The 16,978-nt window shown below is 42.6% G+C and carries 10 protein-coding genes and 1 tRNA gene; 4 read left to right on the top strand and 7 right to left on the bottom strand.

Annotated elements, in window-relative coordinates; translation table 11 throughout:
* Window positions 1-60 precede the first annotated feature (60 nt).
* The 3 genes from AX660_RS07440 to AX660_RS07430 all read right to left on the bottom strand — a co-directional run bounded on the left by AX660_RS07440 (window position 61) and on the right by AX660_RS07430 (window position 3,877).
* Window positions 61-137 (bottom strand) — tRNA-Pro (locus AX660_RS07440).
* A 150-nt stretch (window positions 138-287) separates the two neighbouring features.
* Window positions 288-3,056 (bottom strand): response regulator, encoded by a 2,769-nt coding sequence (locus AX660_RS07435; RefSeq protein WP_068374691.1) that lies wholly within the window; start codon window positions 3,054-3,056, stop codon window positions 288-290.
* On the bottom strand, window positions 3,056-3,877 hold the full coding sequence (locus AX660_RS07430) for a hypothetical protein (RefSeq protein ID WP_082768770.1): 822 nt from the start codon (window positions 3,875-3,877) through the stop codon (window positions 3,056-3,058). The genes AX660_RS07435 and AX660_RS07430 overlap by 1 nt, the downstream gene beginning before the upstream one ends.
* 404 nt (window positions 3,878-4,281) lie before the next feature.
* Between AX660_RS07430 and moeB the strand changes: the two genes are divergently transcribed.
* Window positions 4,282-5,049, top strand: coding sequence for a molybdopterin-synthase adenylyltransferase MoeB (moeB, locus tag AX660_RS07425; RefSeq protein ID WP_068374685.1), 768 nt, complete (start codon window positions 4,282-4,284; stop codon window positions 5,047-5,049).
* On the opposite strand, the gene AX660_RS07420 is transcribed toward moeB, so the two are convergent.
* Window positions 5,022-5,900, bottom strand: a complete 879-nt coding sequence (locus AX660_RS07420) for a hypothetical protein (RefSeq protein WP_068374681.1) — start codon at window positions 5,898-5,900, stop codon at window positions 5,022-5,024. The two genes, moeB and AX660_RS07420, sit on opposite strands and share 28 nt — an antisense overlap.
* A gap of 265 nt (window positions 5,901-6,165) precedes the next feature.
* Here AX660_RS07420 and AX660_RS07415 point away from each other — a divergent pair, with 265 nt between their 5' ends.
* Window positions 6,166-8,244, top strand: a complete 2,079-nt coding sequence (locus AX660_RS07415; protein WP_068374679.1) for an alpha/beta hydrolase family protein — start codon at window positions 6,166-6,168, stop codon at window positions 8,242-8,244.
* 92 nt (window positions 8,245-8,336) lie between these two features.
* Here AX660_RS07415 and AX660_RS07410 read toward each other — a convergent pair whose 3' ends face one another.
* Window positions 8,337-10,163, bottom strand: a complete 1,827-nt coding sequence (locus AX660_RS07410; protein ID WP_068374676.1) for an acyl-CoA dehydrogenase C-terminal domain-containing protein — start codon at window positions 10,161-10,163, stop codon at window positions 8,337-8,339.
* A gap of 89 nt (window positions 10,164-10,252) precedes the next feature.
* Between AX660_RS07410 and AX660_RS07405 the strand changes: the two genes are divergently transcribed.
* Window positions 10,253-11,299, top strand: a complete 1,047-nt coding sequence (locus AX660_RS07405; protein WP_235594676.1) for an AraC family transcriptional regulator — start codon at window positions 10,253-10,255, stop codon at window positions 11,297-11,299.
* A 120-nt stretch (window positions 11,300-11,419) separates the two neighbouring features.
* Here the strand turns inward: AX660_RS07405 and AX660_RS07400 are convergent, their stop codons facing one another.
* On the bottom strand, window positions 11,420-12,604 hold the full coding sequence (locus AX660_RS07400; RefSeq protein ID WP_068374673.1) for a CaiB/BaiF CoA transferase family protein: 1,185 nt from the start codon (window positions 12,602-12,604) through the stop codon (window positions 11,420-11,422).
* A 262-nt stretch (window positions 12,605-12,866) separates the two neighbouring features.
* Here AX660_RS07400 and AX660_RS07395 point away from each other — a divergent pair, with 262 nt between their 5' ends.
* Entirely contained in the window at window positions 12,867-13,799 is a 933-nt protein-coding gene (locus tag AX660_RS07395; protein ID WP_068374671.1) for a hydroxymethylglutaryl-CoA lyase, read from the top strand.
* Window positions 13,800-14,327: 528 nt separating this feature from the next.
* Here AX660_RS07395 and AX660_RS07390 read toward each other — a convergent pair.
* Window positions 14,328-16,493: a multiheme c-type cytochrome gene (locus AX660_RS07390; RefSeq protein ID WP_068374668.1), complete on the bottom strand. Its 2,166-nt coding sequence runs from the start codon at window positions 16,491-16,493 to the stop codon at window positions 14,328-14,330.
* Window positions 16,494-16,978 lie beyond the last annotated feature (485 nt).

The following is a 16,978-nucleotide window of genomic DNA, read 5'->3' as shown; positions in this document are numbered from 1 at the left end:
GTAGGTTCAATCAAATGGAATTCTGGATTAAACAGGGGATATTTGGGAGGGAAGATTTAATGGTCGGTGTGATAGGATTTGAACCTACGACCCCTTCACCCCCAGCGAAGTGCGCTACCAAGCTGCGCTACACACCGACCGAAGACGCGCAGTTTACTTATTTTTGCTGGCTTTGCAACGGCTAATCCTAAAACTCGAAGTAAATGCTTATTTGTTGAACAAGTAACGTCTGATATTTCACTTCACCTGTTAAGTAATGGACTATCGGATACCTAAATCAATAACGTTTACGAAGTTTGTTCAAGGGCATTTAAGATATTGTTTACCACTTGAGTTATATCAAAAGGTTTGCCAATGTGGCCATTCATGCCAGCTGCCAAACAATCGTCAATATCTTGCTGAGATACATTGGCCGTTAAGGCTATTATGGGTAAAGTAGAAAAACGCTCATCTGCACGAATTTGGCGAGTCGCCTCATAACCATCAATGTCCGGCATTTGAATATCCATTAAGACAGCATCAAATTGTTGCTCGGCGTTTAACAAGGTTTTCACACCTAGTATGCCACCATCCGCTAATTCAACTTCAGCACCTTCGTGTTTAAGTAGTTCAAATGCGATGAGACGATTTATCTCATTATCATCCACTACCAAAAATTTTAAGCCCTTCAATGAGCCTGTTTTTACCACTTGGGAGGGCTCAACTTTGCGTTGTTTTTTCTGAATACAATGACCCAACGATTGTTTTAATTGTAGCGGAGTGATTGGTTTGAAAAGTATATCCGCATACACAGACGCGGCGTCATTGTCACTATCCAATATGTCATTACAGCCATAAGCGGTGAGTAACACTACGGCGGGCTTAAGCTTAATATCTGCGTCGTCGATGATAAGTTCAGCGGTATTTTGACTGTGTAAGTTTGCTACTCGCCAATCTATTAATACCACGTCGTAGGCTTGTTTAGTGTGCTCAGCTTGACGAATAGTCTCTAGGACCGACTGATTCAAGTCGGCTTGCTCAACCACGTTGCTAAATTGGCCTAAAGTTCGCACTAAAATCTCACGACTGACGGCATTATCATCCAGTACTAAAATACGTGAATTTGCCAAGGCAGCGTTTAATTCGTCTTCGCAAGCCAACGCTGCATCACTTAACTTAAGAGTGACTTCAAACCAGAAGTGACTACCTTGCTCTACTTCAGAGTTGACTTGCAACTCCCCCCCCATACGTTGCACTAAGGTTTTGCTAATCACCAAACCTAAGCCTGTGCCACCAAAACGTCGTGTGGTAGAGGTTTCGGCCTGAGTAAACTCATCAAAAATATGTTCTATATGTTCAGCGCTAATACCAATCCCAGTGTCAATAACCGAGAATTTCAACTGCACATCTTGTTCGTTACGTAAAACTTGCTCAATCACAATACGTACCTGGCCTTGCAAAGTGAATTTTAGTGCATTGCCTGCAAGATTAATGAGAACTTGCTGTAGTCTAAACTTATCGCCAACTAAGCTACGAGGTATATTAGGATCAATATCAAACATCAATTCCACAGCGTTATTTTCTTGACTGGTACACACCGCCACTGCGAGATCTTGTAACAGAGACTCTAAATCAAAAGGATTATTTTCTAGTTGTAATTTGCCAGCATCGGCTTTAGATAAATCGAGAATGTCACTTAACAAGTTGAGCAAGGATTTGGCGGCATTTTGGCTCTTAACAACATAATCCGTTTGTCGTTCTGAGAGTGTTGTTCTGTGTAGGAGCTGCAGCATGCCCAACACGGCATTCATGGGAGTGCGAATTTCGTGGCTCATATTTGCTAAAAACGCAGATTTTGCTGTATTAGCCGCATCTGCCTGCTCTTTAGCCGTTCTTAAATTATTTTCGATTTCCATGCGTTGGGTAATATCTAAATTGACACCAATTGCTCGAATTACTGCCCCTGTTTTATCGCGCTCTACTTTCATCGCAGCTTGCACATAGCGTACTTCCCCTGAAGGCACTAACAAGCGATATACCGGCGTAAGCTTGCCATTACCTTGTATTTCTGCTCTTAAGCTAGCAGCGGTTTCTTCTGCGTCGTCAGGATGTACTCGATTTAACCAATGATGATAATTAAGCCCCTCTTCAAGCAAGCTGGTAGGTTGCGCAAATAACTCAAACATTTGTTTATTCCAATGTATTGAATCATCTGACACATTCCATTGCCACACCGCAAGCCCGGCTACGTCAGCGGCGATGGCAAGAATGTCAGTATTTAATTTAAGTTCTAAACTTCGCTCTTTTACGAGCTCTTCAAGATTCTCTTGATGGGTTCGTAATTCTTGCTCGACTTTTGCACGCAATTCTAATTCATGTTTAAGCTCGTTTTGCATCTCATTTATGGCGCACACCACAATATCTAATTCGTCTGCTTGGGTATTAGCTTTTCTGTGCAAAGTTAAGGTTTTGCCTAACTTATGCACATCAAAATCTTTGGCAAATAAGGCCATGGTTTGCAGGTGACGACTTACTCTGAGTTGAAACAAAAATAAAATAAATAAGGCCGACGTAAATAGGGTGAGAGAGGTGATAGTAGCAGTTTGCACAGCTTGTGTTTTTAATTGAAGCCAGAGCTCATGATTATTTAATTCCACGCCCAATACACCGAGGTCAAAAGACGAGCCATTTTCAGTATAGATTAATTTCATCTCCCGTTTTGAAAAGGCCTCGGTACTATCATTGTTTCTAAGGAGTTGGTTTTGTTGTTCATCAATAAGATAAACCCTTCCTACATTGGGTAACTGGGCGATGCTATCTAACTGAGCAGCCACTCGTTGAGTGTTTACCTCCCAAAGACCGGCACTTAGACTAGGTAAAAATCCTGCTTCAATTTCCGTATAGCGATGTTCTGCAGCCGCCATGCTGGTTTTATAAGTGCTGTAGATTTGCATGCCACTGACCAACACTGAAATACATAAACTAAAAACCAGTGTTTCGATAACTAATTTAACACTCAGGCGATTGCTTTTTTTAAAGCCAAAAGCCTTAGTTTTTTGCTTGTTGCCCACTACCATTAAAAATATTCCTCGGGAGTGAACCAATAGCCACTATCCTTAGCGGGTGCTGAGGCGGGTAGTAAGGGGTTGTCTAGACCTATGATGGTTCTATTTTTTAAATCTGCACGAAGAATAAAATCAAGATAATACTCATCAAAAAGTGTTTTAAAACTACCATCTTCGGTTGCTTGAGAAAGACATGTTTCAAGCGTATCAGCCAACCACACATTTTTTTTGTTCACAAAATAGTATAAAGCCGAAGGGTAATAGATAAGCAGCTTGGATTGCACAGTCAAACCCAAGTGAGCATTACTTGCCAGTTCTGGCCACACTTCAGATATAGCTCGTGGAAAATAGTCGATATGCTCACGTGCCAGCATATGAAAAAGTCCTTCATAGGTGCTGCTGCTAGCCACAGTAAAGTGGTTAGCTTTTAATACATCCACATCAGGCCAATCGTGACCTTGGCCAGCCACTAATTTACTTAATTGTTCAGCCGTGGATACCTTGTCAAAAATAAGCTGCTTGTTACTATTAATTAACAGTAGCCGCCAGCCAATTAGGCCGCGATCAATAGGAATACGAATAGGCAATAGCGCTTCTTCTCGTTGTTGGTCAGTGAGAGCCCAAACCACGTCCATATCTTTATCCGCTTCTAGTTGGCGTAGACTTCTACTTTGTTGGGTTTTTACCTTACTGGGTAGAAGTTTAAATCTGTCACTATATTGTTGTTCGCATTTTTGCAACAGAGCCAGAGGGTAACTTGAGCGCACATCGGTTGCTGATTCTGCACGAGGATAGATGACAGTTTGTTGAGCAGAGGCGCAATTAACAAACATGCTACATAAAACTATTTGCCAGTAGAGTGTGGTGGCTAAGTAAGTTCTAATTGTTTTACTTATTTTTGTTAACATTGCCTGTTTTTGGTATTTAGGGAATGACCGAACTGCAATGTTGGTAGGTTTGAGATTACAAATTGGCTTTGGCATAAACTGGCTAGTGAGACATCACAGTGAGTGTAAAAAACATAGAAGTTGAACCTTATTAAACTGTGTTATGAGTTAAAACATACACCATCCAATCAACTGTGCCCTTTATTATTCAATTTTAAGAATAAGACTAGAATAAACACTTTAATATCAGAGTCAAAATTTGTAAGCTGTTTTACTCACACATATCTTAGTTTGTTGTTTTAGCACGTAAAGGTTAAAAACCAAGGACTGCCTCGTTGACACCAATAAACATGCCGACATTCGCCAATAAGCCACTTAATACCCAACAAGCTTTACGTTACAGCCGTCAAATACTGTTACCGGGTTTTGATTTAGATAAACAAGAAAAGCTCCTGAACAGTCGAGTATTGTTAATCGGTGCGGGGGGCTTGGGGTGTGCTGCTGCTCAGTATTTAGTGGCTGCAGGAATAGGTTATATTACCTTGGTGGATGACGACAAAGTGGAACTGAGCAATCTGCAACGCCAGGTATTGCACAGGGAAACAAGTCTAGGTGAACATAAAAGTGAATCCGCCCTTAAACGTTTGCAAGAACTTAATGGCGAAACGGTTCTTGTGGCTATTAATACCCGCCTAGATAACGAGGCCTTAACTCAGCAAATTTCAAATCACGATATCGTGCTCGATTGCTCTGATAACCTAGCCACCCGTAACCAAATTAATGCCCTGTGTTTTGCTGCGGCAACGCCATTTGTTTCTGGCGCTGCTATCAGGATGGAAGGGCAGGTGAGTAGTTTTAGTGCTGATCCTGCACAGGCTTGTTATTTGTGTTTGAGCGCCACCTTTGGTGAACAAAACCTGAGTTGCATGGAGGCCGGCATCATGTCGCCAGTAGTGGGTATTATCGGTGCTATGCAGGCATTAGAAACCATCAAAATATTAAGCGATTTTGGTAAACCATTGATGAATAAATTATTGATGTTTGACGCTATGACTTCCCAATGGCGCAGTTTTAACCTGCTCAAAAACCCTCACTGTAAGGTTTGTCGAAATTCCTGAGTAACTTGTTGATAATAAATCTTAATTTGTTCATGAGTTGTGGGAGGTGCCCATTTCAAGTGAATATCGAGTAATTCGGGCTGAGCATAAAGAACATGTAGTGCCTGATTTATTTGTTCAATGTGTGTTCGAGTAGCAGGGCTGTCTGCACACATTATTCTGCTAACTGTGTATTTAGGGTTGTTGGCAATGGCGTAACCGCGGATGGCGATGTCTCCAAATGATTTTTTATTAGCAAATATTGTTGCTGGATAGGTTAATAAAAAATCTCCCCTTTGTTTGATAAACATTTCAATTTCACTCTCGTGTAAATCTCCCCCTTGGTAAATTAACTTATTAACGTCAGGCAAAAGTGCTATTTGTTTGTCCAACATAGGACCAAAAGAGCGTTTAAAAGGCAGTAAAATGGTTTTGCTGGGAAAGTCTGTAAACAAACTATTCAATGATTTTAGTTCACCTTCTTCTGTTAATACCTCGGGGGCAAGAGCTTGATTGGTAGCAAGTTGATAAAGTAAATGTGACAGATATAAATTAACCGGATAACTAAAAATATATTTGCTAGCGCGCTCTGATGTTTTGAGTTTATTAGGGACACAAACCGCTTGGCCTTGATCCATAAAATACTGAATTCTAGCGAGACTGGCATATTCGTGTTGATACCGGGTGCCTAGTTGTTGCATAAGCAATAAATTGCTTTCTTCCAGCGTATTAGTGGCTATTTTAAGATTTATAGCATCAGCATAATCTTGGCTATCAACCATATATTTTACACTGTGAACAGTCGGCTCAGCGCCACAGAACCCGGCAATTAGGGCAAACAAATACAGCAACAGAATCAAGGGGGTTGGCATTTTACGTCCTTAAACATCAAGTGAGACGTTCACTAAGCTTGAATAGTATGGTCTTCAAGTGTAACTGTAAAATGTATTCATTGGTAAAATGTATAGCATTAATTAATTGCCAGTTAACCATACGCTTGTCAGCCTTAGTAAATTCTATTGATAGGGCTGTAGAGTTTTAAATACCCATAGACTTTTAGCCACACTACTTTTATCGTTGCTGTTCTCGCTGCTTGTTGTTCAGCAGCCTTGTCTCACATTAAGCCAAGGGAAAATAATGAATTATAAAACACTGTTAATGGCGGGCATTTCTGCTGTGTTGTTATCTACACATATCAGTGCCAAAGCGCCACAAGAAAAATCAAAAAAATTCACTGCTGATCGCGTATTCGATATTGAATATGCGACGGATCCGCAAGTGTCGCCCGATGGTAAATCGGTAGTTTATGTGCGCCATTCTATGGACAGAATGACGGACAAAGACAAAGGTCAGATTTGGATTTTAAATTTAAACGATGGCAGTAACCGCCCATTAGTTACAGGTAGTAGTGCAGGAGGGCCTCGTTGGTCACCCGATGGCAGTCGCCTAATCTATGCTACTTCTGCCGATGGTAAACCTGAGATGCGTTTACTCTATATGGACACGGGCCGTAGTTTTTCTCTGGCGCAGTTTTTCGAAGGCCCTTCTGGAGCAGTGTGGTCCCCCGATGGTAAAAAAGTGGCTTTTAGTATGTTTGTTAAAGGTGACAAACCCAGTTTTGCTGCCCCCATGTCGCCTCCAGAAGGAGCGAGCTGGAATCCTGCCGTAAAAGTATTTGATGAGCTGACCTTTCGTTTTGATGGCGCGGGTTATCTTGATGTAGGAAAAAACCAAATATTTGTGCTGTCTATTGATGGTGGTACACCTCGCCAAGTGACGTTTGGAGATGCCGACATGTCGAGCCCAGCATGGTTAGATAACGATACTTTGTTGGCCACGGGTAATACCGCTGATGATCGGGATATGGATCCGATTGAAAGTGAAATTTATGCCATTGAACTAAGTGACTTGTCACTGCGCGCCATGACCTCTCGTGACGGCCCAGACTTAGATCCAGTGGTTTCACCTGATGGCAAGTTGATTGCCTACCGTGGCTACAACGACAAAGTGCTGTCTTATCAGCAAAACGATCTTTATGTCATGAATGCCGATGGTACCAACAGTCGTGAGTTGGCCGCTGATTTTGCTGGAGGCATGGATCAGGTTGCATGGGCACCTGATGGTAAAAGCGTGTTAGTTGCCTCAGAAGATCACGGTGTCATTAGCCTATTTAATATTGATCTCAAAGGCAAAGTATCGAAGGTGATGACAGGTATTGGTGGTGGTTCAATTGGCCGTCCTTACGCCGCAGGTAGTTTTTCAGTGAGTCAGGGCAAAAAGCCGATGATTGCTTATATGGCTGGATTTGCTGAACGCCCAGCCGAAGTGGGTGTGGTGGGTCTCAACGGCAAAGATCCTCAAGTATTGACTGAGTTAAATAGCGATGTATTACCTTATTTGAATATGGCCCGAGTTGAAGAAGTCAAAGTTAAATCCAGTCATGATGGTAAAGAGATTGAAGCTTGGGTGGCCTTTCCGCCAGATTTTAAAGCCGATGGCACTTATCCCATGATCTTAGAAATTCACGGTGGCCCTTACACTATGTACGGCCCGTATTTTGCCAGTGAAATTCAACGTTATGCCGCCGAAGGTTATGTCACAGTGTGGTCTAACCCCCGCGGGTCTACAGGTTATGGTGAAGACTTTGCGTTAGAAATCGACCTTGCCTATCCAGGTAATGATTATCACGACTTAATGACAGTGGTGGATGAAGTGGTTAAGCGCAACTATGTAGATCCTAAACGTTTGTTTGTGACGGGGGGCTCAGGTGGCGGTCTGCTTACTGCGTGGATAGTGACTCAAACCGATCGTTTTGCGGCGGCCGCATCAGTTAAACCCGTCATTAATTGGATGACCATGGCGCTGGCAGGTGACATTGCTCAATACGTGCGTCGTCATTGGATACGTGATGATCCTTGGTCCAATCCAGAAGCTTTTCTTAAACTGTCTCCCATTCGTTATGTAGACAAAGTGGTAACACCCACTTTAATGATGGTAGGTGAAGAAGATTGGCGCACACCAGCTTGGGAAGCTGAGCAGTTTTATACGGCGTTAAAAATGCGTGGTGTGGATACCGCACTTATTCACGTACCAGGCTCACCCCATTACATCGCTTCGCGCCCCAGTCGTTTAGTGGCTAAAACCGATAATATTATGGGCTGGTTTGCCAAATATGATCCGGTCAAAAAGAAAGTTGAAAAAGAAGGGGCTCACTAAAACATTGGCGAAAGTAGCAGATAAGTTGCTGCATGCCTTTTAATGTTTCAAGGGACTAAACTGCTTAGTCCCTTGGACATTAACATTGAGTTCTATAAAAAGTTAAAGTTCTCGTTTTTCATTTGCATCACGGACTTTGTTGATGCTAAAGCGGATTGTTTATGTGTACTCGCCCGTGGCAATAAACGCTCAAAATAAAACTCAGCTGTTTGAATATTTGCGGTGTAAAAATCGTTGGATTCTACGCCTTGACCATTTTTAATTAAGGTCGCTGATTTTTCAGCTTGTAAAGCCCAAAAATAGCCCATCATCACATAACCTGAGTACATCAAATAATCCACCGAAGCAGAGCCAACCAACTCGCGATCTTTAGCCGCACCCAACATAATGCGCAGGGTCATCACATTCCACTCAATAGCACGTTTACATAAAGTACGCGCCATACGGCCAATAGGGCCGCGTGAAAATAAATGTGGTTTAGCAAAGGCAAAAATTACTTTGCTAAAATCACGGATCGCCTGTCCTTTGTTAGCCATCAATACCTTGCGGCCTAATAAGTCTAAGCTTTGGATGCCGGTTGTGCCTTCATAGAGAGTGGCTATTCTTGCATCACGGGCGATTTGCTCCATGCCATGTTCGTGAATATAACCGTGTCCTCCAAAAACTTGCATACCTAAGTTGGCAGACTCTACACCTAGTTCAGTGATAAAACCTTTGAGAATGGGCGTATAAAAACCTAACTCATCATCGTAAGCTTGCTGCTTTTGAGTATCACCTGCCACTATCGCATTAAACATTTTGTCAGCAATTTTAGCCGCATGAAAAATCATTGCCCGACCCCCTTGTGCAAAAGCACGCTGGGTTAACAACATTTTACGTACGTCTGGGTGCCAGATAATCGCATCGGCCACATCATCAGGTTGTTTTTTACCGGACAAAGCCCGCATTGATTGGCGTTCTTTGGCATAGGCAAGTGCGCCTTGATAGGAGGCTTCAGCATGGCAAACACCTTGTAAAGCAGTGCCTATCCTTGCGGTATTCATAAAGGTAAACATGGCTTGTAAACCTTCATTTTCTTTGCCGATCAAATAGCCTGTAGCGCCATCAAAATTTAAAACAGCGGTAGCAGAGGCTCGAATGCCCATTTTGTGTTCTATGGAGCCACAAGTTACAGAGTTTCTACTCGTTAATTCACCCGCATCATCAATGTTGACCTTGGGTACGATGAACAAAGAAATACCTCTGGTGCCTTTGGGGGCTCCAGGCAAGCGCGCCAATACGATGTGGATAATATTGTCGGTTAGATCGTGTTCACCCGCCGAAATAAAGATCTTAGTGCCAGTAATGCGGTAACTGCCATCAGCTTCGTTTAATTCAGCTTTGGTTTTTACTTGCGCCAGGTCGGTTCCACATTGTGGTTCAGTCAAGCACATGGTGCCGCTCCATTGTCCGCTGACCAATGAGGGCATATATTGTTGTTTTTGTAGCTCAGTGCCATATTCTAAGATGGTATTAATGCAGCCCATACTGAGCCCTGGATACATAGCAAATGACCAGTTAGCACTACCGATGATCTCGGCTTTGATGAGATTGATAGAGGTAGGTAGATTTTGCCCACCAAATTCTTCAGGGAAAGATAAACCTTGCCAGCCACCATCGACAAACTCTTGATAAGCCTGTTTAAAACCCTGCGGAGTGGTGACTTCGCCATTATTAAAATAGCAGCCTTCCTGGTCACCCGATAAATTGAGTGGTGCCAAAACTTGCTCACTTAAGGTCGCTATGCCTTCTAAAATGGCATCAACCATATCAGGAGTAGCATCAGCGCCGTTTGACAATGTTTCATAATGAGGAAAATAACCTAATACATCCCGCATTAAAAATTTGATGTCGCGCAAAGGTGCTTTATAAAGTGGCATGTTGTGACCTTGTTGTGTGGCTTAACTTAAGTAGCCAAGGATTATAATTGACCCAAGTGCAATCAAGGGGTTAAATACCATCAATCATAATGTCAAATACCATCAACTTGGATGATCGTTACAAAACGAATATGCATTCCTACTATTTAAAAACGCTCATAAAGGTCTTAAAAGCACAAAATATTGTGCTTGATTGTTTGTTTAATAATTCAGGCATTAAAGAAGATGATCTAACAAAAAATGTAAATTTAACGGCGCAACAACTCGATACCATCACCAGCAATGCCATTGACTTAAGTCAGGATCGCCAATTGGGTTTATTAGTGGGTTCGAGTATGGATATTCCATCCCAAGGCATTTTTGGTTATGCCATTGTTACCAGTGCCACTATTGGTGAAGCACTTAAGTTGATGCTGCGTTATAACAAAGCGTTATTACCCAATTTAGATGTGAAGTTATTGTCACGGGACAATCGAGTTGAAGTTGTTATTAAAGCTGCTCATTTACCCGAAGAGTTGCAGCGTTTTTACCTTGAACTTCTGTATGCTGCCATCATACGTAGCGGTAGTACCTTAATTCCCACAGGTAAAACATCAGTACATGTTGAGTTGGCTTACGCCGCGCCATGCGACTCAGCCCCTTATCAAAAATTATTTGGTGCAAAAGTTAAATTTAACAGCAATAGAAGTGTATTGAGTTTTGCTGAAGCTGATTTGGATTTAGCGATTATTAGCGCCAACCCTGTGGCTAGAGATATTTTTCGCAGAGAGTGTGATAGATTGTTATCGCGAGATACCCAAAGAGGGATGATCAGTGAGCGTGTGCAAGAGGTATTGTTGCAGGCTGGCACTGAATTTCCCAACAGTGCACGTGTGGCTAAACAACTGCACATGAGCGAAAGCACCTTGCAGCGTCGTTTAGCTAAAGAGGGTTATAAGTTTCAACAAATACTGGATCAAGTGCGAAATAAACTCGCTCATGAATATTTAAAGGGCACCCAACTAAGTATCAATGAAATCGCCGCATTATTAGGTTTTAGTGATGTAGCAAACTTTCGCCGCGCTTTTAAACGCTGGTCTGAATTTACCCCAAGCGCCGTGCGTAATGAAACCCTTAACTCCAATCATTTAACTTAATGAGCAGAATCAATATTATGCATATTTAGTCTGCCAATGAGTCTTTCACATACAAAAAACCGCAGACTAGCTAAAATTATCGCGGCTTAAATACGTAGGATTATTGAATTACATTGAGTATTAGGCCTCAATAACCCCCAGAGTGAGTAATTTTTGAATATCGTCATCACTAAAGCCGGCAGTTTGCAGAGTGGCGATTGAGTTGCCTTTGTCTTTGGGAATATCGTAGCGTAGCGGCATTCGCTCATTGTTCATTTCAAGTGGTAAACCGGGTAATTTGGTTTTAGTGCCATCAGGCAGGGTAACGTCGAGTAAACCACCGGCGTTTAAGTGGGGATCATCAAACAAATCTGAAGGTTTGTTGATAGGTGCAAAGGGCAAGCCCGATTTTTCTAATTTCGCCATTAATTCCTCTTTACCAAGTTTGGCGAACAGCGCATTGATTAGCGGCAAAATGCGTAAACGTTGAGCAACACGGCCATTATTCAAAGCTAAGGTTTGGTCTAGCAAAAACTCTTTTAGCCCAAAGGCCTCACAGAATGTGCGCCACTGGCTATCACTCACCACGCCAATAAAAACTTGTTCGTTGTTGGCACAATTAAAGATATCGTAAATAGCCCAAGCTGAACGACGCACAGACATGGGCGGAGGTGCTTCACCAGTAACCGCTTGTTGAGCCATATGTTGTCCTACCATAAAAGCGGTGGTTTCGTACAACGAACAGGTCACGCTTTTACCTTCGTTGCTGTGGTGGCGTTCTTCTAAGGCGGCTAAAATACCAATAACACCAAACATGCCACCGGTTATATCAATAACCGATGAGCCTGCGCGCATGGGTTTATCGGGTAAACCTGTCATATAGGCCAAACCGCCCATCATTTGCGTAACTTCATCTAATGCGGTGCGATGTACATAAGGGCCACTTAAAAAACCTTTTAAAGAGCAATAAATTAAACGTGAATTAAGGCTTTTTAATTGCTCGTAACCTAGGCCTAATTTGTCCATTGCGCCGGGACGAAAGTTTTCGAGCAAAATATCGGCATCTTTGAGCAGTGAGAGCGCGACAGCTTTTCCTTCAGGCGATTTTATATCGATACAGATACTTTGTTTATTGCGGTTGTACATAGAAAAGTAACCGGCTCCAGAGCCTTTTAAGCGCCGAGTATTGTCGCCTCCTATGGGCTCGATTTTGATCACTTCAGCGCCTAAATCAGCCAAAATAACCCCAGCAGTCGGCCCCATTACCATGTGCGTGAATTCAACCACTTTAATGCCAGTTAAGGGCAAGCGTGCCGATGTTGTCATAATTAACTATTTCCCAATTCGTTGATAACCCACTGTGTAATCTTTTGAAAAGACTAAACTCTATTGATATGATATAAGATTATAACAATAGGGCTTAAATGTAAAAGAAGCAGGTTAACATTTATTGAAATAGCTTAAGGTTAGCTTGCACTGATATAACATCTGAATGTTTAAGTCTCGCATCCTAAGCTTATCAGCCCTTGATATGTACAAAGGTGACTTTGTGCCTTGCAACCTAACAAGACCTAAATTTGGAATGAATATGGCAAAGTTTGATATTGAAATCAGTGAAGTAGGGCCGCGCGATGGTTTGCAAAGTATTAGCACTATCATGCCCACTGCAGACAAATTTGCGTGGATTGATGCCTTGGCTGCTGCAGGTATTCCAGAAATCGAAGTGGGTTCGTTTGTACCGGCCAGTGTATTGCCACAATTGGCTGACACTGCTGAAGTTGCTCGTTACGCCAGAGAAATAGCGGGTTTATCGGTTGCAGTATTAGTGCCTAATTTTCGCGGTGCACAAAACGCCATTCTCGTTAGGTCAACTAAGATAAGTATTCCTTTTTCAGTCAGCGAAACGCACAGTTTGCGTAATGTAAAACGCAATCATGAACAAATGCTGGAAGAAGTTAAACGTATTGCTGAACTGGTAAAAAGTGTGCCTAAAGAACAACGTCCTAAGTTTGAAGGTGGCCTGGCGACTGCTTTTGGATGCACTCTTGAAGGTGTTGTAAGTGAAGATAAAGTGGTTGAATTAGCTGTGGCCTTAATGGAAGCTGGTTGTGACGAAGTAGGTCTGTCTGACACCACTGGTTATGCCAATCCTGCACAGGTTCAGCGTCTGGTGAAAAAAGTGTGGGCCGCCGTGGGTAAAGATAAGCTCAGCGGTATTCACTTACATAATACCAGAGGGCAGGGCTTAGCCAATGCTCTAGCGGCGGTGGAAGTGGGGATTACTACCGTTGATTCTTCTATGGGAGGGATCGGAGGCTGCCCTGCAGCACCAGGCGCAAGTGGTAACATTGTAACTGAGGATTTGGTGTTTATGCTCGAAGCCATGGGCTTAAAAACCGGTATTGATTTTGATGCACTTTTTGCAGCCCGTAAATTGTTAGCTAAGTTATTACCCAATGAGCCGCTTTACGGTTTTACCCCTAATGCAGGCTTGCCCAAGGGGTTTCAGCGTGCTCGTTAGGTAGTGGAAACCCATTTAAAATGGCGTGTTTGCTCGTAGGTAGTTGATATGTACAAGCGCGTTACTACATGATTAGACTGCCTAGGGTGATTGAATAAACGCTTTTTATTATCCCCACGGACACTGTTCCAACATTACATTGAAATTTAATAGGCTAATATTTTACTGCGGCTAGTTATGCCACCCAAAAGCGACATAACTAGAGTAAAGACTTGCGCAAGAGCAAGGTATACAAGACATCGGTTACCCCATTTTTGACTATAGAGATCAGGCTGTCGCTGCTTTAATTGTGCCATTTTTTGAATACTTAGATGGCTCTCACCTCACCAATGCGCAAGATGCTCACCAATTAATAAAACAAACGGCTTTAGATATTTCTATTTCTTTGGGTTACGAGCCAGGTTAAAGCCACTCCAATAGGAGTGGTTCATTAAGGTCTATGCACTAGTTTTAGTGGCTAGTATTACTAGTCAGCCCAATCCTCTGAAACGTTAATGAATGTGTCACTGCAGATCCTGTTTTAGTGCCTTACCTTAAACTCTGAAAAAATCTAAACGACTTTTGATCTGCGGTTTTCTGGGAAAAACTGAGGCCCAATTCAAGCAGTTGCGGCGCGTTGTTGTATTGTTTGATCACCATTTTTAATTCACTCACTGCGCGTTTGGTTTGGCCGATACTGTCGAGTGCAATAAAATAAACATAGGCGAACTGTATATTGTTGGGCTCCCATTTTATCGCTTGTTTGAATGATGTTATCGATTGCTCTTTTTGTTGCTGACGAATTAAATGCATACCTTGTGAGTAGTGTAAAAACGCCGATTTGGGATTGGCTTGAAGCCCCTGTTGTAAGGTTTGTTCGACCTTGGCAGTTTGGCCCAAAGAGCGATAGGTTTCCGCTAAGTTAATATAGTTAGCATCAAAATAGGGCTCAACCTTAATCCCATGTAGTAGTGCATCAATGGCTTGCTGGGTCTGCCCAAGTTGGGTATAGACTTGGCTTTGGTTCAGGTTGCCCTCACCACGCCATTGGGTGACTTGATTACTGCTCAGCAAGGCTTGTAAGGCTTGTTCAAATACCGGTTTATTATCTAATCCTAAATTAATCAAATTGTTAGCCGCGGCAATGCGCACCGCTAGGTATTTGTCCGTCAGTAGTTCTTGATAGCCTTTTAAACGTTCAGCGGGTGGTAATAACTGGCCTATTCTGGCCAGCGCCAAACGGATCAAATCATGTTCTGAGCTTAGCCAAGTTTGAATATCAGCATTATTTAGTTGTTGAGTTGAATTGGGCAGCATACTGATGGCCGTGGCGCGTTTTAGTACACTCACTTTTGTATCGCTAATTAAGGCTAGATGGGTCTGTATTGGCAAGTAACCCTGCTGCATCAAATCCATATAAGCTTGTTCGGATTGGGGTAAAGACTTAGCTTTACCGTGCCATTGTTGCAGGTTTTGTGCGGCCCATTGGGCAGATTTATCTTCATGGCATTGTGTACAAGCATTGGGCGTACCGTAGGTAAGCGATAAGTCGGGACGAGGAATTTTAAAGCTGTGGTCACGGCGATCATCTACGCCCATATAAGTGGTTTCGGGCATATGACAATTAACACATTGAGCTCCCGTAGATTCCATCGGGTGACGCATATGTTGTTCTTGCTGATATTCTTGCGGACTATGGCATTGCAAGCACAGACCATTATTTTGTGTTTTTATTTTCATGCTATGGGGGTCATGACAATCAAGGCAATTAACTCCAGCAGCAAACATTTTGCTTTGTAAAAATGAGCCGTACACATAGACCTCTTCTTTGATCTGGCCATCGGCATGATACAAAGGTGGTGATAAAAAGGATGGTGAAAATTGATTTAAAAAGGCCGTGTCTGGCTTGATCCCATCGGTCAGTGGCGTGCGCAATGAATGGCAGGCAAAACAGGTTTCCATAAATTCATTGTCGCGGGGGGCGCCTTGCCAATGGGCGACTTTGTCATCTGTGCCACGTAGCCAATGACCGATTTGCTCTTGTTCTTGTTTACTTAGGCTAAGTTGGGCACTGCTTTTGTTTGACACTTGCTTTGATTTTGTATGGTTTTGCATATCACCATGGCATGACTGACAACCCACATTGATGTTGTCCCAGTTTGTCGCAAAACTATCATCAGCCACTGTGTAATTACGTTTTAAGCCATCCGAATGGCAGTCGGCACACATACCGTTCCAATTTTGCAGGGGTTGTTGCCAATGTAATCTGTCATTGGCTTGAATATCTTCTGCAGGGTAATTGGGATACCAGCGTTGGCCGCCCTCTTGTTTGGTTCTCGCATCCCAAGCAAAGGGGAAAACTTGTAATTTCCCACCTTCCTGTTCGATAAGGTATTGTTGCAGTGGGTAATGACCAAAGGTGTATTTTACTTGATAATTTTGGGGCTTGGCGCCCTCAATTAGGGTGATCCAGTACGAGGCGTCTTTTTTAAAAAAGGTGGCATGCTGAGAATAGTGACTTACTTGTGCACCCGAAAAATCCCCTAGCACACTTTCTTTGTCAGCAACCGCCATAGCTTTAGCGTGATCGGATTTACCCCAAGCAGACACAGCCTGTTGATGGCAAGAGACACAATTTTGTTCCGCAGTCGATGCACTAACATCAATTATGTAGAAAAAGCCCGTCAGCAAGATAAGTAGGGATAGAAACTTCATCTAATTTTCTCTGTGTATATGTGTTTTGTATAAAAAAGCGCTGGCAGTATAACCTTGATAACAAAGAACAAACACCGTTGTGAAATAACTAAAAATACCAAATTGGAATGAGGGTTTAGCTCAGTTTTATTAAAGCGACGTGAAGCAAAGTAAGCGTCAGTTGACGAGATTGTAGCTAAGACAAATAGGGATAAAAAACGATATTTAAAGCTAAAAAGCAGATTGTTGAGCGTGAAATTTTGACGATTCAATAAGCCCTTCGAAGGACTCTTAAAAATGAATTATTTTACTAAAAATGGTGGCCCCACCTGGACTCGAACCAGGGACCTAACGATTATGAGGCAAGGAGAGAGTTCTGAATTTTTCGGCCAAGTCGATGAAAAGTAACACTTTTTTCCAAGTGCTAAACCACCTCAGTTCATAACCGAAGCTATACCGAACTTTTTGGGTTTCTATAATCGGCAGCTCGTCGTAAGTCGAAGAAA

This window comes from Paraglaciecola hydrolytica (assembly GCF_001565895.1).
GTDB classification, from domain to species: Bacteria; Pseudomonadota; Gammaproteobacteria; order Enterobacterales; family Alteromonadaceae; genus Paraglaciecola; species Paraglaciecola hydrolytica.
Note: the sequence above shows the minus strand (reverse complement) of the source record. Positions and strands in the feature narration are given on the sequence as shown.

What these genes read in the sequence shown, in the direction of transcription:
- AX660_RS07435 (WP_068374691.1), bottom strand. Translation starts at nt 3,056, where the DNA reads ATGGTAGTGGGCAACAAGCAAAAAACTAAGGCTTTTGGCTTTAAAAAA.
- AX660_RS07430 (WP_082768770.1), bottom strand. Translation starts at nt 3,877, where the DNA reads ATGTTTGTTAATTGCGCCTCTGCTCAACAAACTGTCATCTATCCTCGT.
- moeB (WP_068374685.1), top strand. Translation starts at nt 4,282, where the DNA reads ATGCCGACATTCGCCAATAAGCCACTTAATACCCAACAAGCTTTACGT.
- AX660_RS07420 (WP_068374681.1), bottom strand. Translation starts at nt 5,900, where the DNA reads ATGCCAACCCCCTTGATTCTGTTGCTGTATTTGTTTGCCCTAATTGCC.
- AX660_RS07415 (WP_068374679.1), top strand. Translation starts at nt 6,166, where the DNA reads ATGAATTATAAAACACTGTTAATGGCGGGCATTTCTGCTGTGTTGTTA.
- AX660_RS07410 (WP_068374676.1), bottom strand. Translation starts at nt 10,163, where the DNA reads ATGCCACTTTATAAAGCACCTTTGCGCGACATCAAATTTTTAATGCGG.
- AX660_RS07405 (WP_235594676.1), top strand. Translation starts at nt 10,253, where the DNA reads ATGTCAAATACCATCAACTTGGATGATCGTTACAAAACGAATATGCAT.
- AX660_RS07400 (WP_068374673.1), bottom strand. Translation starts at nt 12,604, where the DNA reads ATGACAACATCGGCACGCTTGCCCTTAACTGGCATTAAAGTGGTTGAA.
- AX660_RS07395 (WP_068374671.1), top strand. Translation starts at nt 12,867, where the DNA reads ATGGCAAAGTTTGATATTGAAATCAGTGAAGTAGGGCCGCGCGATGGT.
- AX660_RS07390 (WP_068374668.1), bottom strand. Translation starts at nt 16,493, where the DNA reads ATGAAGTTTCTATCCCTACTTATCTTGCTGACGGGCTTTTTCTACATA.